This is a genomic window from Streptomyces sp. NPDC017095 (assembly GCF_044332325.1).
GTDB lineage: Bacteria > Actinomycetota > Actinomycetes > Streptomycetales > Streptomycetaceae > Streptomyces.
The window spans coordinates 69442-94916 of sequence record NZ_JBIROU010000014.1; the positions used below are offsets into that span (position 1 = coordinate 69442).

Sequence of the window (25475 nt, forward strand, 5' to 3'; positions counted from 1 at the left end):
GACCCGGCGCGCACAGGCTCAGCCGCTCCCGTCACCACCGGACCCGGCGGACCCGGCGGACCCGGCGGACCCGGCGGACCCGGCGGACCCGGCGGACCCGGCAGGCTGCGACGCAGAGGCGGTCGGCTGCGACGCAGGGGCGGCCGACCGCGGCGCAGGCTCGGCGAGGGGCAGCACGTACTCCCCCGCCAGCCGTGCCAGATGCAGGGGAAGGGGCCGGGACAGCGGCGGGTAGTCGTCGTGCAGGCGGAGCTGATGGGCGAGGGTCGCCCACTCCGCGGGCGAGTCGGCCGACTCCTCCGGGCGGCCGGCGTCGGCGAGGGCCTTCTCCGACAGACAGCCGAGCACGGTCAGCTCCAGGTACACCGGGTTCCAGGCGGTCTTCCGGGGAGCCGTCCGGTGCGGCGCGACGGGCACCAGCTTCATCAGCCCCTTGGGCAGGGTCGCCGTGTGCGGGACGTCGGTCGTGCTCGCGAAGACCCGGTTGTCCGGCTCGGCCGGGCCCCAGACGCCCTGGGAGAAGCCCACCTTGCCGGTGCCGTCGTGGGCGTACCACTCGGGTACCTCCTCGCGGCCGTTGCCGTCCCGGGTGAGGACCAGGCGCAGGTCGGGTCCGTAGACGGCCAGCCGCTGGTCCCGGTCGGCGCCGAAGCCGAGCATGTCCCGCGCCAGTGCCCCGTTCCGCAGCCGGGGCCAGCACTGGCGCAGGTTGCCCAGGTCGGCCAGCAGCAGGGTCGGCCGGTCGCGGAACTGGTAGAGCAGGGTCCTGATCTGCCGCTCCGCCTCGTACGGCCATGGCCGCCCCGCCGTCGCCTCGTACGGCCACGGGCGCTCTGCCGCCGTCTCCCGGATCCGGCCGCCGGTGGCCGTCCCTCCGGGTGCGGCGGGCGGGGCCTGGGTCTCCTCGGCGGCCAGCAGGCGCAGCAGCCGGTGGTACGGCACCCACTCGGCGCGCTCGGCGTCCCAGCCGTGCACGGTTCCGTCGCCAGGCCGCACGCGCACCGCGACGAGGCGCCGCACAGGGCGGCGTGTCGGACCCTTCCGGGTGTGGCGGACCAGCCAGAGCGCGGCGTACTGGAGGTCGCCCGGGATGCCCGCGCCGACCCGGTGCGCGGGCGGGGAGAGGGCGCCGAGTTGCCTGAGGACGTCGAGCCACGCCCACCGCGCCCGGTGCGCGAGGGCCTCCTCCGCCTCCGTGGGCACGGTGATGAACTGGCTCAGCCTCCCCCGGTGCGCGCAGGCGATGCGCAGGGCGTGCTTGGGGTCGGAGTCGGGCACCTTCCGGAACCCCTCCTTGCCCCGGATCTCCACGAGGGCGACGCCCAGGCCGTCGGCCGGCTCGGTCAGCTCCCGGGAGACGAGGTCGCACCGGCCGGTCACCGCGTCGGCGAGCCGCAGCGCCCGGGACCGCCCGCGGTCTCCCGGGAGCCGCAGGGGATCGGCGAGGCGGCCGGCGGGCCGCGCGCGGACCCGGATGTCGATGCCGTCCGTCTGCCAACGCCACGTCGCGCCCCCGCCGTCGCCACCGCCGCCCTCGCCGTCGTCGACGCGCCGTCCCGGGGGCAGTCCGATCAGCGCGGGGAGGGCGGCGATCAGCGCGTCGCGTGTCTCGGGTGTCTGCCAGAGGAGTTCCACGTCCAGCGGAGCGCCGTCGAGCACCTTGGCCAGGGCCGAGCGGCGGCCGAGGCAGAGAGCCGCCTCCCGGGCCTCCGGCTGGTCCGCCGGGGCGGTACGGGGCAGCAGCGAGGGCGTGTTCCGCCGGGTGACCCGGCCGAGATCGGGTACGCGGCGCAGCATCGGCCGCAGTCCCTCCTCGACCCAGGCGTCCAGGAGCGACCGTTCCCTGGGCATCAGGCCCGGTCCCACGCTGTGCGGGCCGAGGACCGGGCTGTAGACGATGCCCGCGGCGATGCCGTCGCGGCCGGCGAGCCAGGTCCCGGGAGCGGAGAAGAGGTCCGCCGCCCCGGGGTAGCGCCGCACGATGTCCAGGTCCGGCAGCAGGATGGCCGGGCTGTGCCGCCGCCAGACGACCCGGCCCCGGGCGCGGTCGTAGGCGAGGGTGTTCTCCACCAGCCGGCGTGCGCGGCCGGGGCCGTCGGGCCAGGGCAGCGGTGCGTCCAGCAGGACGGTGCTGCCGCGCAGGTCGCGGGGCGCGATCGCGAGGCTGGTGGCCCAGCGGCGGATGCTCGTCGAGACGTGGACGCGCGGCCGTGCGGCGAACGGCACGGTGTGGACGGCGATGGTGAGGAGCGCGGAGTAGTACCAGGTGCGTTTGTTGTGCTCGTGTGCCCGCGGCGGCCACGAGACGAGTTCGGCGCCGCCCTCGCGGCTGGCCACGCGGAACCGGATGTCCGGGCCGAGCGCGTCGAACGGGCGGGCGGCGAGCCGGTGGGCCACCCATTCCGGCAGCAGGCCGAACACCCGCTGGGCGGGCTCGGCGGTACCTCCGGGCGAGACGGTGGCCTCGGTCAGATCGACCTCTTCGCTCTCCCAGGAGGGCAGGTCCGCGACAACCGTGTCCACCTGGTCCAGCAGCCTGTCCTCCCGGTCGAGGGTGTCGGCGTCGTCGTCCTCGGTGTCGTCGTCGCCGCGTGCGCGCAGCAGGCCGGCCGCCCAGGTGGCGACCAGCGGGCCCACCACCTCGGCGGGCACCGGCTCGCTGCCGTACAGCCAGGGGCGGCCGGCGGCGTCCGCGTTGCGGGCGGTGGCCACGACGCCGGGGGCCAGGGCCCGCAGCAGGGAGTTGAGCTGGCGCACCGGCAGCCGCGCCGGGCGGCCGTCGTGGTGCCGGGCGTGGTCGTGCAGCCGGGTCAGTGCCGTGTGCAGTTCCGTGCCCAGGCGCATGACGTGCAGGGACTCCAGCAGGGGTCCGTGGGCGGGGTCGGGTTCGTAGGCGGCCGTGCGGATGGTGCCGTACACGCGTTCCTCCTTCGGGGGGTCAGGATGATGCGGGGAGTCCGGGTCCGGGCGTACCGTGGCCGGCGGTCCGGCCCTGGGCCTCCAGACAGCGGTCGAGCATCCGCCACAGGGGCTGGTACAGCGCCCGCACGATGAACCGGTGGTCCTCCGGGGCGCCGTGTCCGTCTTCGAGGTAGTGCCGCAGCACGTGGCGCACGCTGTGCAGGAGGCTGGTCACGGGTGTGTCGGGCCCCGGCGGGACGGCCGCCCGGCACGGCGTGAAGGCGGAGTCCACGAAGACCACGCGGGCCGGCACACCGCCGCGGACGAGGCGTCCGACGACCTGCCACATCAGCACGAGCAGATCCCACGTGACCTGTTCCCGGTCGTCGCCGAGCCGGCTCCAGGCCATGCTCCGCCGCAGCACGTGGTACCAGTGCGAGCGCGCCTCGCGCCGGACCGCCTCGGCGCCGTCCGCCACCGTCGCGCCGCCGCGCACCCACCGGGCGAAGTCGCCGTTGTCCTGGGCGCGGACGATCCAGTCGTTGACGGCGTTGACGGCGAGCCCGAAATCCTCGGGGTGCGGGTTGGGGCGGGCCAGGAAGTAGACCGTGCCGATGGCGGCCTGGTCGTCGTGGTTCAGGATGTTGTGGCCGCGCTCGACGGCGAGCAGCGGCGCCACCAGGAGGTCGGCCCGGGCCTCCCTGAGGTGTTCCACGTCTCCGCGACGCAGCGTCCTGGCATGCGGACCGTCGCCGTCGTGGCCGTCCTCGTGCAGGTCCTCGTCGTCGGAGACGAGCCGCAGCACCCGGCCGCGCCAGCGGGAGTTGAGGTTGTGCAGGGTGTCGGCGACGACCCGTGCCTCCTCGTAGCTGCCGACCACGAGGAGGATGTGGTCCCGGCCGTCCGGCAGTTCCACCATCTCGCGTTCCAGGGGGCCGCCGCCCTCGGTCCCGCTCTCCTCGCTCGCGCCGAGCACGGTGGCGATGTACCGCAGGGTGTCCAGCCGTTCGTCCGGGTCGGTGCCGGACACCCGGACGGGACCGTCGTCGTCGTCGATGAACTCGAAACGCATCAGGCTCTCTTCGGCGATGCGCCCGGTCTCCGCGGCGGGCGGTTCGATGATCACGCCGACGGGCACGTGGATGTGGTAGCGGCTGGACGTGCCGGCCCAGCTGCTGCCCGACATCAGCAGGACGTGCGCCCCGGGCCGGCCGTCGGCCGCCGCGAGTTCGGGCAGTTTCCGCAGCAGCTCCCGGCCGACGCCGCTGCACCGGAAGAAGGTCAGCGAGCCGCTGCGCACCCCGCCCTCGTCCGGTCCCTGGACGTGGAACTTGAAGCCGATGACGTTGCCCATCGGTGCTTCCGGCACCATCGGTCCGTAGTCGTCCGGGCGGCGGTACATCGTGTTGAAGCCCAGGTTGAGCGCGGCCTCGACACGTGGCCACATGGCGTTGACGAGGGCGAGTCTCGGCTCCAGGGCGCACAGCAGCAGGCTGAACTCGAAGCGCTGGGCGAACTCCGTCCGCCACTGCTGCGGGGTCTGCGGCGGTTTGGGTTCGGCACGGCCGCGGGACGCGCCCCGTCCGTTCTTCCACCGCTGCCACTTCTCCTGCCAGGCCGCGTGGTCCCGCCGGTACTGCCGCCGTCTGCGTTCCATGAAGGGCTGGAGCCGGAACACCCGGTCCATCACCCGCCCGACGCGCTGCCGGGTGTTCTCGGGGCTGGTGGTGTGCAGGATCTCGTTGAGGAGTCCGGTGAGGTCGCCGAAGTCCTCGTCGGTGAACCGGTGCCGGTCCCCGAACGGGTTGTCCCGGAAGGCGTCCAGCTTGTTCCACAGCGCCTCCCGGGCCGCGCTGTCGGCGGCGGCGTCCCGGTCGGTTTCCGGTGCCCGGTCGTCAGGGAGGCTGTAGCGCTCCTCCAGCAGTCTCAGTTGCAACGTCCATGCGCTGAAGTAGCCGGTGCGCACCCAGGTGCGCAGCCCGTGGTCGGTGACCAGCATGGCGTAGAGCCGGTCGGTCGCCGCCTGGGCGGTGTTCAGCGCGGCGGTGAAGGTCTCCACGTCCCGGTCGGAGAGCTGTACCCGGCCGCGGACCGCCAGCTCCCGGATCTTGTGGCCGCCGAGCCGGTCGATGAAGCCGTCCTCCTGGCCCCCGGCCAGCGGCACGGCCGGGGCGAAGGACTGGTCCCACTGCATCTGCACCCGGTCCGCCTCGTCCACGATCACCAGATCGCTGCGGCGGCAGGCGAGTTCCAGGTACCGGATGCGTTCCCCCTGCTGTGCGTAGGGCGGTCGCGCGTCGAGGAGCGCGGCGGGTGTGGCCACCCAGATGTCCGCGTCGACCAGCGCGCGGGAGGTGTGATGCCGTGGGCACACGGACCAGTAGGGGCAGGTCACCGCCTGTTTCTGCCAGCGTGGGCCGCCGGAGGCCTCGGGGGCGCCGCGTCCGCGCCGCGCCTGGGGCCGCAGCCGGGTGCAGGGCGCCTCGCCGAAGGCCAGTGCCTTCGCCGCCGCCGGCCCGCGCCGCAGGGCGTTCAGCGCGCAGGAGGTGCCCAGGTGGTCGAAGGCCGGGTCCTGGTGGGCGAGCAGGCGGTGCTCGCCCTGCCCGGCCAGCCGCCGGTGCAGCCGCTGCGCGTGCCGTTCCCGGTTCTTGACGCCCACGACCGGCGCGGCGGCGCCGTCGGTGTAGACGTTGTACAGCTCGACCAGGCGGAGGACTTCGGCGACGTCGCCGACCACCACGGTGACCCGTCCCTTGCGGGGCCTGGTGGCCAGATGTACGGCGATGACGTCCCGCAGGGTGCTCTTGCCCGCGCCGACGATGCCGAGGAGGTGCTGGACGCGGTCGACCCTGAACGTCTTCGCGTGTTCGGCGAATCCGTGCCCGGTCCTGACCGAGAGGAGCAGTTTGCCGAGCCGGCCCGCCCAGTCGCGGTCGCGTACGGCGTCCATGCGGGCCGCCGTCCGTGTCAGCTCGTCGATGTCGAAGGTCAGCGGCTCCCCCTTGCCGGGCGGCAGGGCGTCGAGGTCGTGGGCGACGGGCGGGCCGGCCGGGACGGCCGGCAGATCGATCACCTCCGTCGTATGGCCGAGCGGGAAGGCGTGCGGTCCGGGCCCCGCCACCTTGGGGCGGTCGCCCGTCGGCGGCGGTGCCACGCGCAGCAGCCGGTCGTAGGCGGCCCACCGGTCGGCCGCGACGGAGACCTCGCGGCGCCGGGCCGGGCCGTCCGGGTCGGGGACGTCGTAACCGCGCAGTGCCGCGGCGGACTGCTGGTAGCGCTCCAGGGCCTCCCGCCAGGCGCGGCGCCTGCGCAGCGTCCACATCGAGTAGCGGCCGGCGCGCAGCGCGGCGTCCGCGTCCGGGGGCAGCGGGACGCCCCATGCTTCGGCGAACGGATAGCCGCTGAAGAGCACCCAGGCGTGCACCGCGGGGCTGTCGGGCATCAGCCGCTCCTGGAGCCGCAGCCCCGTCTCCACTTGGCACAGCAGCTCGTACGCCGCTCTGCGCCCGGCCGGATCGAACTCCAGGAGGCGCGCGATGACATCGGACACGCCACGGGCGAAGCTGCGCATCAGGGTCCTTTCTCGGGGTCGGTGTCCGGGCGGCCCGGCGGACGCAGCAGGCGCTCCAGTCCGTCGGGGGTGGTGAGGCTCACGCGGTCGCGGCACTCCTCGCCCAGCGCGGCCCGGAAGGCCGGCCGGTAACCGGCCCGGTCCGCCGCACGGCGGGGGACCACGATCAGCACCGGGTCCGTGGTCCGCGCGAAGGCGGCGCCGGCCCGCCCGGCCAGCAGGGCGGGGTCGTGGCGGTCGTGCACCTGGAGGAGGCGGGAGCGCGTCCCGGCACCGGTGACCCGGTAGGTGCCGAGGCCGCCGTCCGCGAGCAGGGTGTACGCGGCGCCGGCCCGCCCGAGTGCGTCGAGCGCCTCCTGTTCGGTGCGTGCGGGAACCGAGAGGAACGCGCGCAGCGCACGGGTGAGGAGGCGGTGGCCGGCGGGCTTGCGGATCAGCCGGAAGGGGACGCCGGGCGGGCAGTCCTCCGCCTCGCACCACGTCGATCCGGTGCTCTCGCGCTCGTCGCCCGGGGCACGGGCCGGCAGCCCGCAGGTGCCGCACAGCCTGAGGGTGCCGCGGACGAGCAGCGCCTCGGGAACCGGTTCGTACAGGTCCCTGACCTTGTTCCAGACGACCGCGTCCCAGCGGCGGGAGCCGAACCGGTCCCGGGGACCGACCACCGGATGCCGGGTCAGGAAGCGCCGGCACCGGCTGTAGCGGTCGGCGGAGGCACATCTGCGTTCCAGCAGGGCCAGGGCGTCGAGGGCGTCCTGCTCCACACGTCCCGCCCGGCCCGGCGGGGCCAGTTCCAGGCACCGGCGGGTGGGCACCAGCCCCACCGGGTCGATCAGCCACAGTTCGGGGTGCACCGGTGCCGGCCGGCTCCCGGCCGGCCGGCGGGTGCCGGGGCCGGTGCACCAGGAGAGCAGCTCGGGCAGGCTTCTGGGCGCCGTCCGCCCGTGGTGCAGGCAGTGCAGCACCATGCGGTCCAGGGCCAGTTGCGCCGGCTGCGGATACGGCAGCGAGAACGAGCGGAGCCCGTCCTGTTCCGCCAGGACGGTGAGGGCGCGTGCCAGGTCGAGGACGAGGTCGTCCGGGTGGCGGTCCGGCGCCGCGGTCTCGGGCCCGGCCGTCACGCGGCGTCCGTCGCGTCGGTGCGGGCGGAGCACCACCGCGCCACCTCGCAGCGCGTGCAGACCTCGCCCGGGGTGGCGGCGTAGTCGTCGTCCCGGTGCCATCCGGCGGTGAGGTCACGGACCAGGCCGGCCGCGGTGGTGCGGTGGGCGGGGGCGGTGGGGTCGATGATCTCCAGGTCGGCGCCGTCCGGCCGCAGGATCTCCAGTTCCACGCGTGCCCGTGAGGCGGAACCGCCGAGGTCGCCCCGGGAGAGGAGCAGGACGGCCAGGGCCAGTTGGGGGTAGGCGCGCAGCAGGTCCTGAGCGGGGCGCGCGCCGCGGGCGGACGTCTTGGTCTCCCGCCACACCCAGGAGTCCCCGTCGCGGTACAGCAGATCGGGCTCCGCGATCACGATCACCTCGGCGGTGTCGTCGTGGCGGACCACCCGGGGCTCGGCCCGCACGTCGCTGCGGTCCCGTACGCGGCGCAGGGGACATACCGCGGCGTGATGACGCAACAGGACTCTGCCCAGGCGCTGTTCGTCCGCCGGCAGGTCGAAGCCCGCCGGGACCCAGTGGGCGGGGACGTCCACCGTGCAGGGCCGCAGGGAGCCCTGGCCGTGGCGCTGGGCGAGATAGGCGTGCACGGCACGGCCGCGTTCGGCGGCGGCGCCGCGCTCGACGGCGTCGGCGGCCGGGAGGTGGAGGCGGCGCATGTGGTCGCGCGCCGGACAGTCGCGGTAGCTGCGGCCGTTGGTCACCGACCAGGTCCGCCGCGGCCGTCCGGGAGTGTCCGAGCCCAGCAGTCCCGGTGCCTTGCGCAGCACCGGGCACACGGGCAGGTAGGCGCAGCCCGCGCAGGAGGGCCCGGGCCGGTACTCCTGTCCGTCGAGCACGGCGGACAGCGCCTCGGGACCGCCGCCGGTCCGGTACTGTTCGACGGCTTTCTCCCGGGTGCCCTCGAACAGGACGCGCGTGCGGCCGTCGAGCACGGCGAACTCGACGACGCGCACCCGCTCGGGCAGTGGGCCGGGCAGGCCCTCGGCGGTGGCGAGGGCGGCCGCGGCCACCTGGCCCGGGCGCGGTTCCGCCGCGCCGATCCGGTGCACGGGGAGCCGGAGTTCGCGGGTGGTGCCGTCCGGTGACCGCAGGCAGCGGCCCCAGACGGTGATGCGGTACTCGCCGGCGCCGCGGTGGTCGGCGGCGGGCAGCCGGTGCCGGTAGGTCCACGGGTCCACCTCGGTCAGCGGGCGCGACGGGTCCGGCGGGAAGGCGGCGCCGTAGACGGAACGGGCGTGGGCGGACCACTGCCGCAGTCCGTCGTGGAGGGGGCCGGACCGTGGTTTCATGAAGGGTCCCAGGGCGAAGTGCTCCAGGATCTCGCGTGGGCGTTCCTGCCGGGCCCGCGGCAGATACCCGCGGGCCTTCATCGCGTCCGCGGCGGGGCAGCGGTAGGCGGTGTCCTTGAACATGCCCAGTGACACCGTGACGACGTCGGAGCCGCGGTACACCCCCTCGGGTGGTGACCAGGATTCCGGCATGCTCACTCCTCTCGGTTCGGTGACGACCGCACGCGGCTGTGCGGCGCGAAGGGAAGGGAAGTCGGTTGACGTACCGGGGAAAGACCGTTCTGGGGCGGTACGAGGTACTGGCGGAGATCGGCAGCGGTGGTCAGGGCGAGCTGTATCGCGGGCGGGACACCGAGACCGGCCGGCCGGTGGCGGTGAAGCTCCAGAGGGCGCGCCTCTTCGAGCGTGAGAGCAGCTATCGGGGGATGGGGGAGGAATTCGAGGCGGAGGCCGACACCACTCGGCAGCTCACCGGCATCCAGGGGATTCCGCGCGTCTTCGGCCGCAGCGGACCCGGCCGCTCCGGCGGGGAGCGCAGGTGCATCGTCCTGGAGCTGATCGAGGGCACCGTTCTCTACGACGCCATGCTCAAGGCCCGTCCGTTGCGGGTGCCCACCGTGGCGGCCGTCATCGGTCAGCTCTGCGAGACGCTGCACCAGGTCCACGACCGGGAGCTGGTGCACCGCGACGTCAAGCCGGAGAACGTCATCCTGGACTGGAGCGGCCGGGTCTGGCTGATCGACATGGGCTTCGCGCGGTACCAGGGTGAGAAGACGGACCGGGGCGAGGGCACGCCCGGCTATGTGCCGCCGGACGAGTACGACGGCTGCCCCCACGGGGTGACGCACCTGACGGACGTCTTCGCGCTCGGTTGCATGATCCTGGAGATGACGGTGCTGCGGCTGCCGTACGCCGGCATGGCGGAACGCCCCGCGCCCGACTGCCCGGTGCTGCCGCCCGACGACCTGCGGCGTGTCCCCCGCGAACTGCGGGACCTCGCCCTGAGCATGGTGGACCGTCTCCCGGGGAACCGTCCGCGGGACGTACGGGAGGTGTTCGACCACCTGCGTCCGTTTCTGCCCGCGCCCGGGGCGAGGCCCCCGGCGAAACCCCTCGACCCCGATCCGACCGAGTACTACCGCACCCACGAGCCACGTCTGTGAGCCTGCCGGCACCTGCGCTCACCGCAGGCTCTCCAGCTTGTCGAGGACCTCGCGCACGCCGTCGTCGTCGCCCATGAACTCGCGGAGGACGGCGATGCGTTCGAGTGCCCGGACCGCCGCGTCGGTGTGCCCCGAGGCCAGGCGGACCTCGGCCAGCCGGCACAGGGTCTTGGCCTCGTTCGGCCAGTAGCCGAGGTCCCGGTAGATCCCGACGGCCCGCTCGTACAGGCGGAGCGCCTCGTCCCGCTCGGACCGCGCGACATGGATGCCGGCGAGGGTCGTCAGGGCGTTCGCCCGCCCGTTGTCGTCGTCGGTCGTCTCGAAGATCCGCAGGGCCTCGCCACAGGTGCGCAGCGCCTCGTCGTACTCGCCGCGCGCACCCCGCACGGTGCCGATCCCGTTCAGCGCGGCGGCCGCACCCGCGGCGTTGCCCACCGCTTCGAAGAGTCCCAGGGCGTGTCGGTGATCGTTCTCCGCCGCCTGGAGGTCGCCGCGGCGTTCATGGCCGGCGGCGCGCATGTGGAGGGAGAAGGCCAGGCTCAGCCGGCCGGCGGGGTCGTCCCGCTCCGCGCTGAGCCGGACGGCGGCCTCGACGTTGCGCAGCCCCAGTTCGAAGGAGCCGCAGCGTATCTGGCTCCCGGCCAGCATCCGGTAGACCATGGCCTGCTCGGTGGGCGAGGCCGATCCGTGCGCCTCCTCGGCGGCCCGGCGCAGCAGGCGCTCCGCCTCGGCATGCCGGCCGCGCCGCCACTGGTACGACACGAGCGCCAGCGAGGTCCGCCAGACGTGGTCCCCGAGGTGGTGGTCCGCGGCGAGTTCGATGCCGCGCAGGACCGTCTCGTACTCGGCGTCGAGGTAGGCCATGGCCTGTTCTTCCGTGTCGGGGTCGATCACCCGGCCCGTGCCGGGGTCCGCTATGGGCAGGGTCCGCTGCGGATCGATCACCCGGTCGCACGCCGCCACGTTGTGCAGGTGGTGGTCGAGTATCCGGCGCACCGTCATCTCCTTCAGTTCCTCCAGGGGTTCGCCGTCCTCCGACAGCACCTCATGGCGTGCGTAGTCACGCACCAGGTCGTGCAGGCGGTAGCGGTGCGCGGCGTATTCGACGAGGTTCGCCTCGGTCAGTTCGGCGAGGTAGCGGTCCGTGTGGTTTCCCGGCCGCACGGCTGCGAGGTCCATCACGGCGTCCCAGTCGACGCTGGGCCCTGGATGGACGCCCAGCTGCCACAGCAGCCGCCTGGCCTCGGGCGACAGCGCGCGGACCGAACAGCCGAGGGCCAGCCGCACCGAGAGGGTCCCGCCCGGCTCGTAGAGTTCGCTGAGCCGTTCGTGGTCCCGGCTCAGCCGGGTGACCAGGTCGGCGACCGCCCGCGGCGGACGGTTGCGGAGCCGTCCGGCGATCAGGGAGAGGGCCAGGGGCAGCCGGCCGCACAGCTCCACGAGCCGGTCGACGGCGGCCGCGCACTTGTCGCGCACGTCCGGGGCCATCGCGGCGTACAGGACCTCGGCCGCCGGCTCCCGGTCCAGCGGTTCGACGTCGCAGAGGTACACGCCCTCGCGGGCGGCGAGGTCGGGCAGCCGGTTCCTGCTGGTGACGATCACGGCCGAGGTGCCGGCGCCGGGCAGCAGCGGCAGTACCTGGCCGGCGTTGGCGGCGTCGTCCAGCAGCATGACGAGGGAGCGGCCGGCCAGCCGGGTGCGCAGCGTGCTGCTCAGCGCGTCGGGATCGGTCGTCTCGGTCCCGACCCCCAGGTCGGACAGGAACCGCCCGATCACCCGGGCCGGTTCGGCGGGTGCCGCGCCTTCGCCGGCGAATCCGTACAGGTGCGCGGAGAGGGTGCCGTCGGGGTAGTCCGCTTCCACCGACCGGCACAGGTGGTTCGCCAGTGCGCTCTTGCCCACTCCCGGCAGACCGGTCAGCAGGATCACCGCCACCTTTCCTTCGGCCCGCCGCTGGGCGAGGTACCGGCGCAGGGACGTGATGTCCGCACCGCGGCCCCGCAGTTCGCGTTCCGGGAAGGGGAGCTGGCGGGGAACCGGAGGGCTGGGCGTGCCGGTCCGGACGCGGCCGGCCTGGTAGGTGTTCCGGGTGAGGGCACGGACCAGCCGGGCGAGTTCGGCGTCGACCGGGTTGCCGCGGACCCTCTTCCGGTCCCTGATCAACTGCTTGGCGGCCCGCACCGACTTCTCCGCGGTCGCCTGCAATCGGTAGCGGAATATCTGTTCATCGCTCTTCCTGTCGACGGGGAACCGGTCCAAGAACTCCTCGGTTTCCTTGCGTAGCCATTCATGCTCTCCGGCCTCCCAGGCGGCGGCCGTGCAGGCGACCACCGCGGCACTCCGTTCACCCAGCAACTCGGTCCGCGCCAACCGGAATCCGGGACCGGGAAGACCGGTCAGCGGCCCCTCGGGACACCACGGCTCCAGAGCGCCACGGAGAACATCGAAGCGCGCGAAAGCCGACATTTCCCTGGACCGTCGCATTTCATCGCGGAAGTGGAGGAGGTCGACACGACACCCCGACAGATCCATCGAACATCCGCCCGATCCCATGCGCGCCACCCGCCCGCCCAGCCGCTTGCGCAGGTCCGTCAACTGACGGCTGATCGCGTTGTCACTCGGGTTCCCGTCCGGCCAGAGGTGGTAGACGATCTCCTCCCGCCGCACCCGATGGCCGCGCGCGAGCACGAACAGCGCGAACAGGCGGGGAAGCATCGATGTGCCCTCCACTCCCCGCCCACCTGGGACGACGGCTCTGACCGGGCCGAGTACCTGCCCCTCCACGAACTCTCCTCACCTCCGTGACGGTCACCGGCCTGGTTCCGCCGGCACCTGTGCATGCGTATGCCGATCGGCGCGGCTTCACACGCGAGTGCTCCCGCGCGCCCTCAGACCGGACTCAGATTCCCCTCAGAACGCGCCGGGCGCCGTGGCCGCGAAAGGGCCACCATCACCGTCAGCCGCACCACCGGACCACCCGCCCAGGGCGCCCGGCGCGGCCGCTCCCCTCACCAGAGGCCGAGCGACCGGCAGTTCGGCCCGGTGGTACAGGCGCCGGCCGAACGGCAGCACGAAGGAGACGATCGATGAACCAGCGACGCAGCACGCGCCGGGGAGGCCGGAGGCGGTCCTCCTCGATCCGCGGGGGCCGGACCTCCAGGCGCCCGGTACGCCCGGCCGCCCCCGAGACGCCGCCGGCCGCCGCGCCGGCCGACACGGAGGCCGGGGACGAGTCCGCCTGACCGGCGGCACCTGCCGCGCCGGTCACGGTCTCGGGGTGCCCGCCTCCGGGCGGGCGCCCCCTTGGCCCCCTACGGGCCGCCACCCGTAAAGCCACCTCTGCAACGCGTGGCGCACGCACTCCTCCCACCCTCACACCCGTACAAAACCGTTACGCGTGTGACGCATGCCCAGTTCATTCGCTTTGCCCGCTATAAGCACATCCACCCCAGCCCAGGAAGGAAAAAGCCTTGATACTGGTAGATTCCGGCGGCGCGTTCGCCGCGGTCATGGCGCACGTCACCCAGCCCCGCTTCGCGGACCGTGCGGTCCTTCACGTCAGGTACGGGCCGGAGCAGGACGCGGTACCGCTGACGCCCGCCGAGGCGCACCGGGCGCTCCACGGCGACCTCGTCGACCAGGAACTGGCCGCCGCCGTCTGGCGGGACGCCATCCGGGCCGCGCGCTCCGACGACTCCCCCGGCCGTCCGTGGCAGTTGCTGCTCCTCTGGCTCGCCCTGCCCCGCCTGACGGGCACGGTCCGCCGGATCGCCCTGCGCCTGCGCACCGGCCGGCGGGACCTGGAAGCGGAGATGGTCGCCACCCTCCTGGAACGGCTGACGACGGTCGATCCCGAAGCGCCGGACGCCATCGGGCAGTTGCTCCGGGCCGCCCGCAGCAGCGCCTGGCACTACGCGCGTTCCGAGGCGCGCAGCTTCCCCACCGCCGACATCGAGGGCGTCGCCGCGCGCAGCGCCCGCCCGGGAGACGGCGACTCCTGCGGGGAGGACGAAGGCCACGAGCACGAGACGGACGGAACCGGCGGCCTCGCCTGGGAGATCGCGGCGCCCCCGGACCCCGCCGGGCTGCGCGCCTCCGTGCGCGTCACGGTCTCGGCGGAGCAGGTCGAAGGCGAGCGGCTGGGCGCGCTCGCCAAGCGCCTGGGCCTGCACGACGCCGTCCGGCAGGTGCGCCGTCCCGGCCGCGGGCGCCGGGTCGCGACCCTGCGGGTCGGCCCGCCGAGGAGGCGTCCGTGAGCACCCCCTCCCCCAGGCGGGATCCGCTCACCTTCACCGAGGTGTTCGACCTGCCCGTGGCCGTCGACCTCCGCACCGCCGCGCGGGCCCTGGGCATCTGCCCGCACACCGCCTACCGGCTGATCCACCGCGGCGACTTCCCCTGCCCCGTCCTGCGGGTCGGAGGCCGCTTCAGGATTCCGACGACACCGCTGATGCGCATTCTGGGCATCGACGAACGGCCGGTCTACGCGGTCGACCTGGAGGCCGGCCTGGACATCGAACCGGACGAGGCTCCCTGAGCGGGCGACGCGTCCGACAGCAGCCGGAGGCCCGGCGGGAAACCGCCGGGCCTCCGGTCTTCTCCGGCCGGGAGGACGGCGAGGCGGTGGTGCGGACGGCCCGGCGGGTGTCCTGCGCGCCGTGAGGCCCGGGGAGCCGCCGGGGTGACGCCGAGGTGACGCCGGGTGCCTCCGCGTGCGCGGCGGGCCACGGCTGCTTAGCGTGACCCCATGAGCACAGTCCAGGCACGGCCCGCCCCCGACGAGCGGCGGTGGAAGGCGCTCGGGGTCTGTCTGGCGGCGGGTTTCATCTCGCTTCTCGACACCTCGATCGTGAATGTGGCACTGCCCTCGCTGGAACACGGACTGGGCGCCTCGGAGGCGACCCAGTCCTGGGTGGTCTCCGGGTACGCCCTCACCTTCGGCCTCGCGCTGGTCCCGGCCGGCCGGCTGGGCGACATGCGCGGCCGGCGCCAGGCCTTCCTGTTCGGGCTCGCCCTGTTCACGGTGGCCTCGCTGGCCTGCGGGCTCGCGTCCGGACCCGTCTGGCTGGTGGTGTTCCGGCTGATCCAGGGCACGGCGGCGGGCATCGTCGCACCGCAGACCTCCGGGCTGATCCAGCAGATGTTCCAGGGCGACGAACGCGCCAAGGCCTTCGGTGTGCTCGGCACGGTCATCGGGGTGTCGACGGCGGCGGGCCCGCTGGTGGGCGGTCTGCTGATCGACGCCGCCGGCACCGACGACGGCTGGCGCTGGGTCTTCTTCGTCAACCTGCCGATCGGCGTGGCCGCCTTCGTCACGGGCCTGCGGCTGCTGCCCCGGCTCCCGCCGGCGGGCAAGCGCGAGGACTTCGACCTGTTCGGCGTGCTGCTCCTCGGCTCGGGCGTGCTCGCCCTCATGCTGCCCCTGGTGCAGGAGCAGCAGTGGACCGGCCGGGCGAAGTGGGCGCTGCTGCCGCTGGGGCTGGCGCTGCTGGGCGCGTTCTGGGCGTGGGAGCGACGGCAGGGCCTGCTCTCCCGCGCCCCGCTGGTGGACCTGGCGCTGTTCTCCCTGCGCTCGTTCACGCTGGGCGCCCTGATCAGCCTCACCTACTTCGCGGGCTTCACCACCGTCTTCTTCCTCTACGCCCTGTACCTCCAGAACGGCCTCGGCTACAGCGCGCTGGCGTCGGGCCTGACGGTGCTGCCCTTCGCGGCGGCCTCGGCGGCGGGGGCCGCCGCCGGAGGCCGGCTGGTGGTGCGTTTCGGCCGCAAGCTGGTCGTCATCGGCCTCGCCGGCGTCGCACTGGGACTGCTCGGAGTGATGGCGGCGGTCGCGCTGGCACCCGGACAGAACCTGGGCTGGGCGTCGGCGCTGCCGCTGCTCATCGGCGGCGCCGGGTCCGGGCTGACGGTCTCCCCGAACACGACCCTGACGCTGACCCGGGTCCCGGTGCACCGCGCGGGCGCGGCCGGCGGCGTCCTCCAGACGGGCCAGCGCGTCGGCTCGGCGGCCGGAATCGCGGTGGTGGGCTCGGTGTACTTCGCGCACCTCGCCAACCACGGCCGCACCGACACGGCGATGCAGCTCGGGCTGCTCTCCGCCGTGGGCATCATCCTGGTCGCCCTCGTACTGGCGATCGCCGACCTGCGCGAACGCCATGTGCGCCCGGAACCCGAGAAGGCCATGGAGATGGCCGGGCGGGGCGAGGACGACGTCGAGGAAAAGGTACGGCCCGGCGCGTGAGCAACCGCCGGAGCACACCCGTGCCTCCCGGGACGGGCACGCCCGGGTACGAGCGACCGGGGTACGGCGGCTACGACCGCCGGCACGGCTGAGCGACCGGGTACCGCGCTAGGACCGCCGACGCGGCCGAGTCACGGGGTGCGGCGCCTACGACCGCCGGCGCGGCCGAGCGACCGGTGCAGCACCTACGACCGACGGAGCGGCCGGGTACGGCGGCTACGACCGCCGGTGCGTCCGAGCCGGCCGGGGGTGCGGCGGCTACGACCGCCGGCGCGGCTTGCCCCGCTTGGCCGGGCCGGCCGGTCTGCCGCCGCCCGTGCGGGCGCGCGCGCCGCGGCCGGCCGGCTTTCCGGACGTCCCGGAGGACTTGCCCGACTTCGCCGCCGGGGTCTGCCGGGTGCCGCCCTGGCCGGAACTCCCCCGCCCGGCGTCGGCCGCGGGCTTCGCCGCCGTACGGCCCCGGGTGCTGTTGACCGTACGGCCCCGGACGATGCCGATGAACTCCTCCACCAGGTCGGTGGTGGCCTCCTCCGGCCAGCACAGGGCGACGCCGGACTGCGGCGCGTCGACGACCGGGCGGTAGGTGAGGTCCCGGCGGTGGTACAGGCGGGCCAGCGACTGCGGTACGACCAGGAGGCCGATGTTCGCCGCCACCAGCTCGACGGCGTCCGAGGTCGTCGCGGGCCGCTCGAAGGCCGGTTCGCCCGGCGGCGCCTCCCAGTCGAAGACGTCGTCCAGCGGGTGCAGGAGGACCTCGTCGGCGAGGTCGGCCAGGGTCACCTCGTCCACGGCCGTGATCAGGTGGTCCTTGGGGACGACGACCACCGTGGTCTCGGCGTACAGCGGGATCGCGCTGAAGAACGTGCGGTCGACCGGCTGCCGGACGAGACCCGCGTCCGCCTCGCCCGCGCGCAGCACCCCGGGCGCCTCGGCGGCCGGTACCTGCGCGAGGGTGAGCGGAATGCCGGGCAGACGCTCTTTCCAGGTCTTCACCCACTTGGCGGGCGTCACCCCGGGAACGTACGCGAGCCGGAACGACGGTGATTCCTCCGAGCCTGTCACCAGGCCAGACTACCGGCCGCCGGCGGTCGCCCGGCCCCGGCCGTGGTCGGCGCCCGCGCCCTCGGCCGATACCCTTGACCTCATGAAGTCGCAGCAGAGCACCCAGACGATGAAGCCCGCGACCGCGGCGAAGAAGCTGGGTGTGTACCTCCCCGCCACCCCCGCCTCCTTCCAGCAGGGTGTGGTCTCCCGCGCCGAGCTGAACGAACTGCAGGCCGATCCGCCGGAGTGGCTGCGCGAGCTGCGGCTCAACGGCCCCCACCCGCGTCCGGTGGTGGCCGCCAAGCTGGGCGTGTCCATCGCGGGCCTGGCCCGGGGCGGGGTCACCGAGGCGCTGACCACCGAGCAGATCGAGGCGCTCAAGCAGGAGCGGCCCGAGTGGCTGGAGAAGGAGCGCGCCACCCAGGCCGAGGTCCGCAAGGAAGCGGCGCGGCTGAAGAACGCGGAGAAGGAGAAGCGGGAGAAGCAGTCCGACGCCGCCGAACGCGACTGATCCTGCCGACCCCCTCCTTCGCCGCTCCCCCGCCGGCCGGGTCCGGCCGGGGAAGCCCGGCTCCGCCCCGTCGGGCGAGGTCAGCCCAGGAAGCTCAGCCGTACCCGCCGGTCGGGGTTGTCCTTGTTGGTGTCCACCAGGCACACCGACTGCCAGGTGCCCAGCTCCAGCCGGCCGGCGATCACCGGGAGCGTGGCGTGCGGCGGGACGATCGCCGGCAGGACGTGGTCGCGCCCATGGCCGGGGCTGCCGTGCCGGTGCTGCCAGCGGTCGTCGGCGGGCAGCAGGGTGTGCAGCGCCGCGAGGAGGTCGTCGTCGCTGCCGGAGCCCGTCTCGATGACGGCGATCCCGGCGGTGGCGTGCGGGACGAAGATGTTGAGCAGACCGTCCCGGCCGGCCGCCGTCTCCCGCAGGAACTCCTCGCAGTCGGCGGTCAGATCGACGACGCGTTCCCGGGAGCCGGTGGAGACGTTCAGCATGCGCGTGGTGAAGGCATCGGACATGCCCCCATCCTGACCCATGCGCCGGTTTTCACACGCCCCGGCACCACCATGCGCTGATACGCGCGGTCCGCTGGACGAGACACCGTTGACCTGTGCGCGTCCGGCTGGTTACGTTCTGCCGCATGCTGCGTTCAGCCCATCTCACCACGCGCGGTCACATCGACCTGCTGCGGGTGGTCTCCGCCGCGTGTCGCCGCGGCCGCTGACGCTTTTCCTCCCTCTCCGCGCTGTCCGCTCGCGGACTCCGGGCCGCCGCCCCCGCATGTCTCCCTCGCGCACGTCATCCGCACCGCCCTTCGCACCGTCAGGCCAGTCGCCGACGGTGGTTGACCGGAGCATGACGTAGAGGAGCGGGACGCGGCGGTGCCGGGCCGTCGTCCCCGCCTCCTCCCGCTCTCCCCCGTGGAGCGTCCATGAGCATCAGCCATGCCCCGCCCAATCCCCCGACACCCGGTGTCGCCGGTATCCCCCGGCCGGACGGCCCCACGCCGGCCATCCCGCCCGATCTCCAGCCCGTCGTCCCCGCCCTCGCCCACCGCGCCCGGATCCCGCGCTGGCTGCGCCGCGCCGCCGGTCTGCTCCTGCTGCTCGCCCTGTGGCAACTCCTCAGCAACACCGGGGTGTTGGCCGCGGACACGCTCGCCTCGCCGGGCCGGATCGGGCGGGTCGGCTGGGACCTGATCGCCGACGGTTCACTGCCCTCGGCGATGGCGACCTCGCTGCGGCGGGTCGCGTTCGGCCTGCTGGCCGGCACGGTGACCGGCACCGGACTGGCCCTGCTCTCCGGCCTGTTCCGGGTCGGCGAGGACCTGGTGGACGCGCCGGTGCAGATGCTGCGCACGGTGCCGTTCGTCGGCCTCATCCCGCTGTTCATCATCTGGTTCGGGATCGGCGAGACCCCGAAGATCGCGATCATCACGCTCGGTGTCACCTTCCCGCTCTATCTCAACGTCTACGCGGGCATCCGCGGTGTCGACGCCCAACTGATCGAAACGGGCGAGTCGTTGGGGCTGTCACGGTGGGGCCTGGTACGGCATGTGGTGCTGCCGGGAGCGCTGCCCGGGGCGCTGACCGGGCTGCGCTACTCGCTCGGCATCGCCTGGCTCGCGCTCGTCTTCGCCGAGCAGGTCAACGCCGACGCGGGCATCGGCTTCCTGATGGTGCAGGCGCGGGACTTCCTGCGGACCGACGTCATCGTGGTCTGCCTGATCATCTACGCCTTCCTCGGTCTGCTCGCCGACTCCATCGTCCGCTCCCTCGAAAGGCTGCTGCTGCAATGGCGACCGACGTTCACCGGCCGGTGACCGGACAGGCGGTGCGGGTGGAAGGGCTGACCCGCTCCTTCGACGGCCACGCGGTCATCGACGATCTGCGGCTCGACATCGCTCCCGGCGAGTTCGTGGCCCTGCTCGGCCGCAGCGGCTGTGGCAAGTCGACCCTGCTGCGCATCCTCGCCGGCCTGGACCGGGACATCGAGGGCACCGCCCTGGTGCCGCGCCGCCGGGCCGTAGCCTTCCAGGAACCCCGGCTCATGCCCTGGAAGAAGGTGTGGCGCAACATCCTGCTCGGTCTGCCGGGCAGGCCCGAACGCGCCGTCGCCGAGCGGGCGTTGGACGAGGTCGGCCTCGGGCACCGGGTCGGCGCCTGGCCGAAGACCCTGTCCGGCGGCGAGGCCCAGCGCGCCTCCCTCGCCCGCGCCCTGGTCCGCGAACCCGACCTGCTGCTGCTCGACGAGCCGTTCGGCGCGCTCGACGCCCTCACCCGGATCACGGCCCAGCGGCTGGTCGGGGAGGTGTGGCAGCGCCGGGGCTGCGCGGTGCTGCTGGTCACGCACGACGTCGAGGAGGCCGTACTGCTCGCCGACCGCGTCCTGGTGATGGACGGCGGACGGATCGCCCACGAGCAGCGCGTCGGTCTCGACCGGCCGCGCGACATCACCGACCCTCGGTTCGCCGCGCTCCGCGTCCGGCTGCTCGAACGGCTCGGCGTCGACACGGCCACCGAACCCGCCTGATCCCCGAGAGCCCTCGCACCCGCCACCCCGACCCGCCCGGTCCTTGGAAGTCCTCACACCCGCCTGATCCCCGAACCCGCCCCCCGGTCCCTGGAAGCCCTCGCACCCGAACGGAACCGTCATGCGACGACGTCTCGTCCCCGCCGTGCTGCTCCTGCCTCTCGCGCTCCTGTTCACCGCCTGCGGCGGGAACTCCACCGCGAGCACCGACACCGACGGAGCGGGCCCGGTCACGCTCGACGTGGGTGACCAGAAGGGCGGTTCGGAGGCCATCCTGCGGGCCGCCGGGGAACTGGAGAACCTGCACTACAGGATCAAGTGGTCGACGTTCACCTCCGGTCCGCCCCTGCTGGAGGCCGTCGACGCCAAAGCCGTCGACATCGGCGGCGTCGGCAACACCCCGCCCGTCTTCGCGGCCGGTGCCGGCTCGGAGATCACCGTCGTCGCGGCCTGGCACGGCACCTCCAAGGGCGACACCATCCTCGTGCCGAAGAGTTCGCGGCTGACCGGGCCCGAGCAGCTGAAGGGCAGGTCCGTCGCCGTCGCCCAGGGCTCGTCCGCCCACTACCAGCTGGTCGCCTCGCTCAGGGCGGTGGGGCTGCGCCTGTCCGACGTGAAGGTCACGTACCTCCAGCCGGCCGACGCGCTCGCCGCGTTCACCTCCGGGAAGGTCGACGCCTGGGCGGTCTGGGACCCGTACACCTCGCAGATCCTCCAGGCCGGGCGGGGCCGGGTGCTCACCACCGGCGAGGGCGTCACCAACGGCCTGACCTTCCAGGTCGCCTCGCCCGCCGCGCTGCGCGACCCGGAGAAGGCCGCCGCCGTCAAGGACTACCTGGCACGGCTGCGGCGGGCCACGGCCTGGGTGAACGGCCACCAGAAGGAGTGGGCCGCCGTGTGGGCGAAAGACACCGGTCTGCCGTACGAGGTGGCACTGGCCTCCGTACGGCGCACGAACTCCACCCGGGTCGCGGTCGCCGTCGACAAGCCGCTGGTCGCCTCGGAGCAGCGGATCGCCGACACCTTCGCCGAGTTGCGGCTCATTCCGCGCAAGGTCGACTTCGCCGGCTTCGTCGACTCCCGGTACAACGGCGGCCTGCCGCCCTCGACGACCCCGGCCAGGCACTGAGGAAGGCCCTGGCGGCGCGGGTTCCCGCCGGCCGCTCGGCGTCCGCCCGCGGTGAGCCGCCGGGAAGATCCGCGCACGGCTCCCTGTTGGCAAGGGCGTGAACGCAGCACGCGAGGTCGAGGCCGTCGTCATCGGCGCGGGCCAGGCAGGTCTGTCCGCCGCCTACCACCTGCGGCGGACCGGCTGGGAGCCGGACCGCGACTTCGTGGTCCTCGACCACTCCCCCGGGCCGGGCGGCGCCTGGCAGTTCCGGTGGCCCTCGCTGACCTTCGGCAAGGTGCACGGGATGCACGCCCTGCCCGGCATGGAGCTGACCGGCGCCGACCCGGCGCGGCCCTCGTCCGAGGTCGTCCGGGAGTACTTCGACCGGTACGAGCGCGCCTTCGGCCTGCGGGTACGGCGTCCCGTGGACGTGCGCGCGGTACGGGAGGGCACCGGCGGCCGGCTGCGGGTGGAGACCTCGCAGGGCGTCTGGTCGACGCGTGCGCTGATCAACGCGACCGGCACCTGGGACCGGCCGTTCCGACCGCGCTACCCCGGTCAGGAGACGTTCCGCGGGCGGCAGCTGCACACCGCGCAGTACGCCGGTCCCGAGGAGTTCGCCGGGCAGCGGGTCGTCGTGGTGGGCGGAGGCGCCTCGGGCACCCAGCACCTGCTGGAACTCGCCCCGTACGCCGCCGCGACCACCTGGGTCACCCGGCGGCCCCCGGTCTTCCGGGAGGGGCCCTTCGACCAGGAGGCGGGCCGCGCGGCCGTGGCGCTGGTGGAGGAGCGGGTGCGCCGGGGGCTGCCGCCGCGCAGTGTGGTCTCGGTGACCGGGCTGCCCCTGAACGACGCCGTTCGGCGGGGTCTGGCGGACGGGGTCCTGGACCGGCTGCCGATGTTCGACCGGATCGGTCCGGACGGTGTGGAGTGGCGGGACGGCCGGAAGGTGACCGCCGACGTGATCCTGTGGGCGACCGGTTTCCGGCCCGAGCTCGGCCATCTCGCCCCGCTGCGGCTGCGCGAGCCGGGTGGCGGCATCCGGCTGGAGGGCACCCGGGCGGTCGCCGATCCGCGGGTCCACCTCCTGGGCTACGGTCCCTCGGCCAGCACCATCGGGGCGAACCGGGCCGGCCGCGCGGCGGTCCGGGACATCCGGCGGCTGCCGCCCGGGGAGCGCGTCGCCGCGTGAGGCCGGGCCGGTTCAGCCGGCCGAGGGCTGCCCGGAGAGCGAGGAGGGCGGGGACCACGGCACACCGGTGTCGGGCTGGTCCGTCGGGCGCTGGCGATAGGCGTTGAACTCGGCCACGTTGCGCAGGTGCTCGTCGTAGTCCGCGGTGAAGCGGGTGTCGCCGGGCTTGACCGCGACGAAGTACAGCCAGTCGCCCGGCGCCGGGTTGAGGGCGGCGCGCATCGCGTCCTGGCCGGGGTTGTCGATCGGGGTCGGCGGCAGGCCCATGCGCTGGTAGGAGTTGTAGGGGCTCTGGGCCTGGCTGCCGCTCTGGCCGGTGCGGGCGGGGTCGTGGCTGAGCGCGTAGTCGACGGTCGAGTCCATCTGAAGCGGCATGCCGCGCTGCAGCCGGTTGAGGATGACCCGGGCCACCTTGGCCATGTCCGCCTTGCTGCCTGCCTCGGCCTGCACGATGCTGGCGACCGTGACGGCCTGGTGGAGGTTCATCGCGTTGCGCTGCGCTCCCGCCGTGACCGGAGCGAGGTCGTACTTGTCGTTGGCGGCGTCGACCATGGCCCGCAGCAGGGACTCGGGGGTCGCTCCGTCCGGGATCGGATACGTGGCCGGGAAGAGGTAGCCCTCCGGATTGCCCGCGGCCTCGCTCGGCAGCTTCAGCGCGGCCTTGCCGAGGGACTTGCGGGTGCTGCCCGGGGGCAGCCGGAGCGCCTTGTCGACCGCGTCGTAGACCTGGCTCGCGCGCCAGCCGTCCGGGATGACCAGTGTGGCGGTCCTCGTCTGCCCGCGGTCGCCCGCCAGCATCAGCAGCGGCACCGCCACGGCGGTGCCGGCCACGACGGCTCCGGCCACGAGGGTGGCGAGTCGGCCCCGGCGGGTCAGTCGGATCGAAGTCCGTGGCGGAGTGTTCGTCTGCATGCGGGCACGGTAATACGCTCATCGCCATAAACCCGGCATATGTCAGTTTGTCGGTTGCAGTTGCGCATCACGGCGCACCAACGCCGCGTACCGGCCGTCCCGCGCCAGCAGTTCCTCGTGCGTGCCGCGTTCGGCGACGCGTCCGGAGTCCAGCACCACGATCTGGTCGGCGTCGCGGACGGTGGACAGACGGTGGGCGATGGTGATCGTCGTGCGGTTGGCCGACAGCGCGTCGATGGCTTCCTGGACGGCGGCCTCCGTACGGGTGTCGAGCGCGCTGGTCGCCTCGTCCAGGATGAGGACCGGCGGGTCGCGCAGGATGGTGCGGGCGATGGCCAGGCGCTGCTTCTCGCCGCCGGAGAAGCGGTGGCCGCGTTCGCCCACGACCGTGTCGTAGCCGTCGGGCAGCGCGGCGATGTGGTCGTGTATCTGCGCCGCCCTGGCCGCCGCGTGCAGTTCCTCGTCGGTGGCGTCCGGCCTGGCGAACCGCAGGTTGTCGGCGACCGAGGCGTGGAAGAGGTACGTCTCCTGGGAGACGACGCCGACCGCGCGGGCGAGGGTGTCGAAGTCGAGGTCGCGGACGTCCACGCCGTCCAGCGTGACGCGGCCGCCGGTGACGTCGTACAGGCGGGGCACCAGATAGCCGAGCGTGGACTTGCCGGCGCCGGTCGGACCGACGACCGCGAGGCTGCCGCCGGCCGGCACGGTGAGGTCGATGCCGTCGAGGACGGGGCCGCCCTTGTCGTCGTACCGGAACGCGACGCCCTCGAAGCGGACCTCACCCTTGACCCGGTCCAGCCGGACCGGCCGCTCGCGCTCGCTGATGTCGACCGGCAGGTCCAGATACTCGAAGATGCGCTGGAAGAGCGCCAGCGAGGTCTGGATCTGGACGCCGGTGGCCAGCAGGCTGACGGCCGGCCGGAACAGGCCCTGCTGGAGCGAGACGAAGGCGACGATGGTGCCGAGGGAGACGCCGGGACCCTCGAAGCGGAGGGCGAGGCCGGCCGTCCAGTAGATGACGGCGGGCATGGCGGCCATCACGATCGTGATCACGGCCATGCGCCAGCGCCCGGCCATGTTCGCCCTGACCTCCAGGTCGACCAGGCGCTCGGACTCCCCGGCGAAGGACGCGGTCAGCGAGTCGGAGCGGCCCATGGTGCGGCCGAGCAGGATGCCGCTGACCGAGAGCGACTCGGTGACGGTGGCCGCCATCGCGGCCATCTGTTTCTGCCGCTGGGTGGTGATCTTCTTGCGTTCCCTGCCGACGCGGCGGCTGATCCAGACGAACACCGGCAGCAGGACCAGCGAGACGAGCGTCAGCCGCCAGTCCAGCGCGGCCATCGCGACGATCGTGGCGATCACGCTGGTGGCGTTGGAGACCAGCGAGGTGGCGGTGGAGGTGACGGTGGCCTGCATGCCGCCGATGTCGTTGGCGATGCGGGACTGCACCTCGCCGGTGCGGGTGCGGGTGAAGAAGGCGAGCGACATGCGCTGGAGCCGGCCGTAGACCGCCGTGCGCAGGTCGTGCATGACCCGCTGGCCGACGGTGGTCGAGATCAGCGTCTGGAGCACGCCGAAGACGCTGGAGAGGACGGCGCTGAGGATCATGCCGAGCGCGAGCAGGCTGAGCAGTCCGGTACGGCCCCGCGGGATGGCGACATCGAGCGTCTCCTTCAGCAGGAACGGCGTGGCCACCGAGACCAGCGAGGAGGCGCCGACGAGCAGGCCGACGACGGCGAGCCGCCCGCGGTAGGGACGGAAGAGCCGCAGGATGCGGCGCACCTGCCGGGGCTGGTCGCCCGCGTCGGCAGGTGGGGTCCAGGAGGGTTCACGGTCGGGATGCATGGGCTCCTACGGAGGGGACGG

18 protein-coding genes are annotated in these 25475 nt (G+C 73.7%); 9 read left to right on the plus strand and 9 right to left on the minus strand.

The window, feature by feature from the left end; all coding sequences use genetic code 11:
• Positions 1-18: 18 nt before the first annotated feature.
• Genes ACH4OA_RS25975 through ACH4OA_RS25990 form a run of 4 tightly spaced genes read right to left on the minus strand, consistent with a single transcriptional unit; the run spans position 19 to position 9110 of the window.
• The gene (locus ACH4OA_RS25975) at positions 19-2919 is read right to left on the minus strand and encodes a pPIWI_RE module domain-containing protein (protein WP_397971237.1); all 2901 of its coding nucleotides are present in this window, start codon (positions 2917-2919) and stop codon (positions 19-21) included.
• Positions 2920-2938: 19 nt separating this feature from the next.
• Positions 2939-6472, minus strand: coding sequence for a hypothetical protein (locus ACH4OA_RS25980; protein WP_397971240.1), 3534 nt, complete (start codon positions 6470-6472; stop codon positions 2939-2941).
• Positions 6472-7590: a hypothetical protein gene (locus ACH4OA_RS25985; protein WP_397939480.1), complete on the minus strand. Its 1119-nt coding sequence runs from the start codon at positions 7588-7590 to the stop codon at positions 6472-6474. Before ACH4OA_RS25985 ends, ACH4OA_RS25980 begins: the two co-directional genes overlap by 1 nt.
• Complete coding sequence (locus tag ACH4OA_RS25990) at positions 7587-9110, minus strand: PD-(D/E)XK nuclease family protein (RefSeq protein WP_397971242.1); 1524 nt, start codon at positions 9108-9110, stop codon at positions 7587-7589. The genes ACH4OA_RS25985 and ACH4OA_RS25990 overlap by 4 nt, the downstream gene beginning before the upstream one ends.
• Before the next feature lie 65 nt (positions 9111-9175).
• Here ACH4OA_RS25990 and ACH4OA_RS25995 point away from each other — a divergent pair, with 65 nt between their 5' ends.
• Positions 9176-10081 carry a serine/threonine-protein kinase gene (locus ACH4OA_RS25995; protein ID WP_397971244.1) on the plus strand — a complete coding sequence of 302 codons (906 nt, stop codon included), beginning with the start codon at positions 9176-9178 and terminating at the stop codon, positions 10079-10081.
• Positions 10082-10099: 18 nt separating this feature from the next.
• Here the strand turns inward: ACH4OA_RS25995 and ACH4OA_RS26000 are convergent, their stop codons facing one another.
• A complete protein-coding gene (locus tag ACH4OA_RS26000) occupies positions 10100-12412 on the minus strand; it encodes a tetratricopeptide repeat protein (RefSeq protein ID WP_397971247.1) in 2313 nt (770 codons plus the stop codon).
• 1139 nt (positions 12413-13551) lie between these two features.
• Between ACH4OA_RS26000 and ACH4OA_RS26005 the strand changes: the two genes are divergently transcribed.
• The 3 genes from ACH4OA_RS26005 to ACH4OA_RS26015 all read left to right on the plus strand — a co-directional run bounded on the left by ACH4OA_RS26005 (position 13552) and on the right by ACH4OA_RS26015 (position 16322).
• A complete protein-coding gene (locus ACH4OA_RS26005; RefSeq protein WP_397971250.1) occupies positions 13552-14337 on the plus strand; it encodes a hypothetical protein in 786 nt (261 codons plus the stop codon).
• Entirely contained in the window at positions 14334-14618 is a 285-nt protein-coding gene (locus ACH4OA_RS26010) for a helix-turn-helix domain-containing protein (protein ID WP_397947043.1), read from the plus strand. The genes ACH4OA_RS26005 and ACH4OA_RS26010 overlap by 4 nt, the downstream gene beginning before the upstream one ends.
• 210 nt (positions 14619-14828) lie before the next feature.
• A complete protein-coding gene (locus ACH4OA_RS26015; protein WP_397971252.1) occupies positions 14829-16322 on the plus strand; it encodes an MFS transporter in 1494 nt (497 codons plus the stop codon).
• Positions 16323-16580: 258 nt separating this feature from the next.
• On the opposite strand, the gene ACH4OA_RS26020 is transcribed toward ACH4OA_RS26015, so the two are convergent.
• Entirely contained in the window at positions 16581-17384 is an 804-nt protein-coding gene (locus ACH4OA_RS26020) for a LysR family transcriptional regulator substrate-binding protein (RefSeq protein WP_397939489.1), read from the minus strand.
• A gap of 82 nt (positions 17385-17466) precedes the next feature.
• On the opposite strand from ACH4OA_RS26020, the gene ACH4OA_RS26025 reads away from it, so the two are divergent.
• Positions 17467-17877 carry a DUF5997 family protein gene (locus tag ACH4OA_RS26025; RefSeq protein WP_397939491.1) on the plus strand — a complete coding sequence of 137 codons (411 nt, stop codon included), beginning with the start codon at positions 17467-17469 and terminating at the stop codon, positions 17875-17877.
• An 80-nt stretch (positions 17878-17957) separates the two neighbouring features.
• Here ACH4OA_RS26025 and ACH4OA_RS26030 read toward each other — a convergent pair whose 3' ends face one another.
• Positions 17958-18380: a secondary thiamine-phosphate synthase enzyme YjbQ gene (locus ACH4OA_RS26030; protein ID WP_397971255.1), complete on the minus strand. Its 423-nt coding sequence runs from the start codon at positions 18378-18380 to the stop codon at positions 17958-17960.
• 413 nt (positions 18381-18793) lie between these two features.
• On the opposite strand from ACH4OA_RS26030, the gene ACH4OA_RS26035 reads away from it, so the two are divergent.
• The 4 genes from ACH4OA_RS26035 (at position 18794) to ACH4OA_RS26050 (ending at position 22697) form a co-directional block, all read left to right on the plus strand.
• The gene (locus ACH4OA_RS26035) at positions 18794-19684 is read left to right on the plus strand and encodes an ABC transporter permease (RefSeq protein WP_397971258.1); all 891 of its coding nucleotides are present in this window, start codon (positions 18794-18796) and stop codon (positions 19682-19684) included.
• Complete coding sequence (locus ACH4OA_RS26040; protein WP_397947047.1) at positions 19657-20394, plus strand: ABC transporter ATP-binding protein; 738 nt, start codon at positions 19657-19659, stop codon at positions 20392-20394. Before ACH4OA_RS26035 ends, ACH4OA_RS26040 begins: the two co-directional genes overlap by 28 nt.
• A 121-nt stretch (positions 20395-20515) precedes the next feature.
• The gene (locus ACH4OA_RS26045) at positions 20516-21523 is read left to right on the plus strand and encodes an ABC transporter substrate-binding protein (protein ID WP_397971260.1); all 1008 of its coding nucleotides are present in this window, start codon (positions 20516-20518) and stop codon (positions 21521-21523) included.
• A 97-nt stretch (positions 21524-21620) separates the two neighbouring features.
• Complete coding sequence (locus tag ACH4OA_RS26050) at positions 21621-22697, plus strand: NAD(P)-binding domain-containing protein (protein ID WP_397971263.1); 1077 nt, start codon at positions 21621-21623, stop codon at positions 22695-22697.
• Positions 22698-22709: 12 nt separating this feature from the next.
• Here ACH4OA_RS26050 and mltG read toward each other — a convergent pair whose 3' ends face one another.
• Both mltG and ACH4OA_RS26060 read right to left on the minus strand, forming a co-directional pair.
• A complete protein-coding gene (gene mltG / locus ACH4OA_RS26055; protein ID WP_397939499.1) occupies positions 22710-23609 on the minus strand; it encodes an endolytic transglycosylase MltG in 900 nt (299 codons plus the stop codon).
• Positions 23610-23651: 42 nt separating this feature from the next.
• Positions 23652-25454 (minus strand): ABC transporter ATP-binding protein, encoded by a 1803-nt coding sequence (locus tag ACH4OA_RS26060; protein WP_397971265.1) that lies wholly within the window; start codon positions 25452-25454, stop codon positions 23652-23654.
• Between the last annotated feature and the right edge of the window lie 21 nt (positions 25455-25475).

Coding starts and splice junctions, on each gene's coding strand:
- ACH4OA_RS26045 (WP_397971260.1), top strand. CDS start 20,516: ATGCGACGACGTCTCGTCCCCGCCGTGCTGCTCCTGCCTCTCGCGCTC.
- ACH4OA_RS25980 (WP_397971240.1), bottom strand. CDS start 6,472: ATGCGCAGCTTCGCCCGTGGCGTGTCCGATGTCATCGCGCGCCTCCTG.
- ACH4OA_RS26030 (WP_397971255.1), bottom strand. CDS start 18,380: ATGTCCGATGCCTTCACCACGCGCATGCTGAACGTCTCCACCGGCTCC.
- mltG (WP_397939499.1), bottom strand. CDS start 23,609: ATGCAGACGAACACTCCGCCACGGACTTCGATCCGACTGACCCGCCGG.
- ACH4OA_RS26040 (WP_397947047.1), top strand. CDS start 19,657: ATGGCGACCGACGTTCACCGGCCGGTGACCGGACAGGCGGTGCGGGTG.
- ACH4OA_RS26025 (WP_397939491.1), top strand. CDS start 17,467: ATGAAGTCGCAGCAGAGCACCCAGACGATGAAGCCCGCGACCGCGGCG.
- ACH4OA_RS26015 (WP_397971252.1), top strand. CDS start 14,829: ATGAGCACAGTCCAGGCACGGCCCGCCCCCGACGAGCGGCGGTGGAAG.
- ACH4OA_RS26035 (WP_397971258.1), top strand. CDS start 18,794: ATGAGCATCAGCCATGCCCCGCCCAATCCCCCGACACCCGGTGTCGCC.
- ACH4OA_RS25990 (WP_397971242.1), bottom strand. CDS start 9,110: ATGCCGGAATCCTGGTCACCACCCGAGGGGGTGTACCGCGGCTCCGAC.
- ACH4OA_RS26060 (WP_397971265.1), bottom strand. CDS start 25,454: ATGCATCCCGACCGTGAACCCTCCTGGACCCCACCTGCCGACGCGGGC.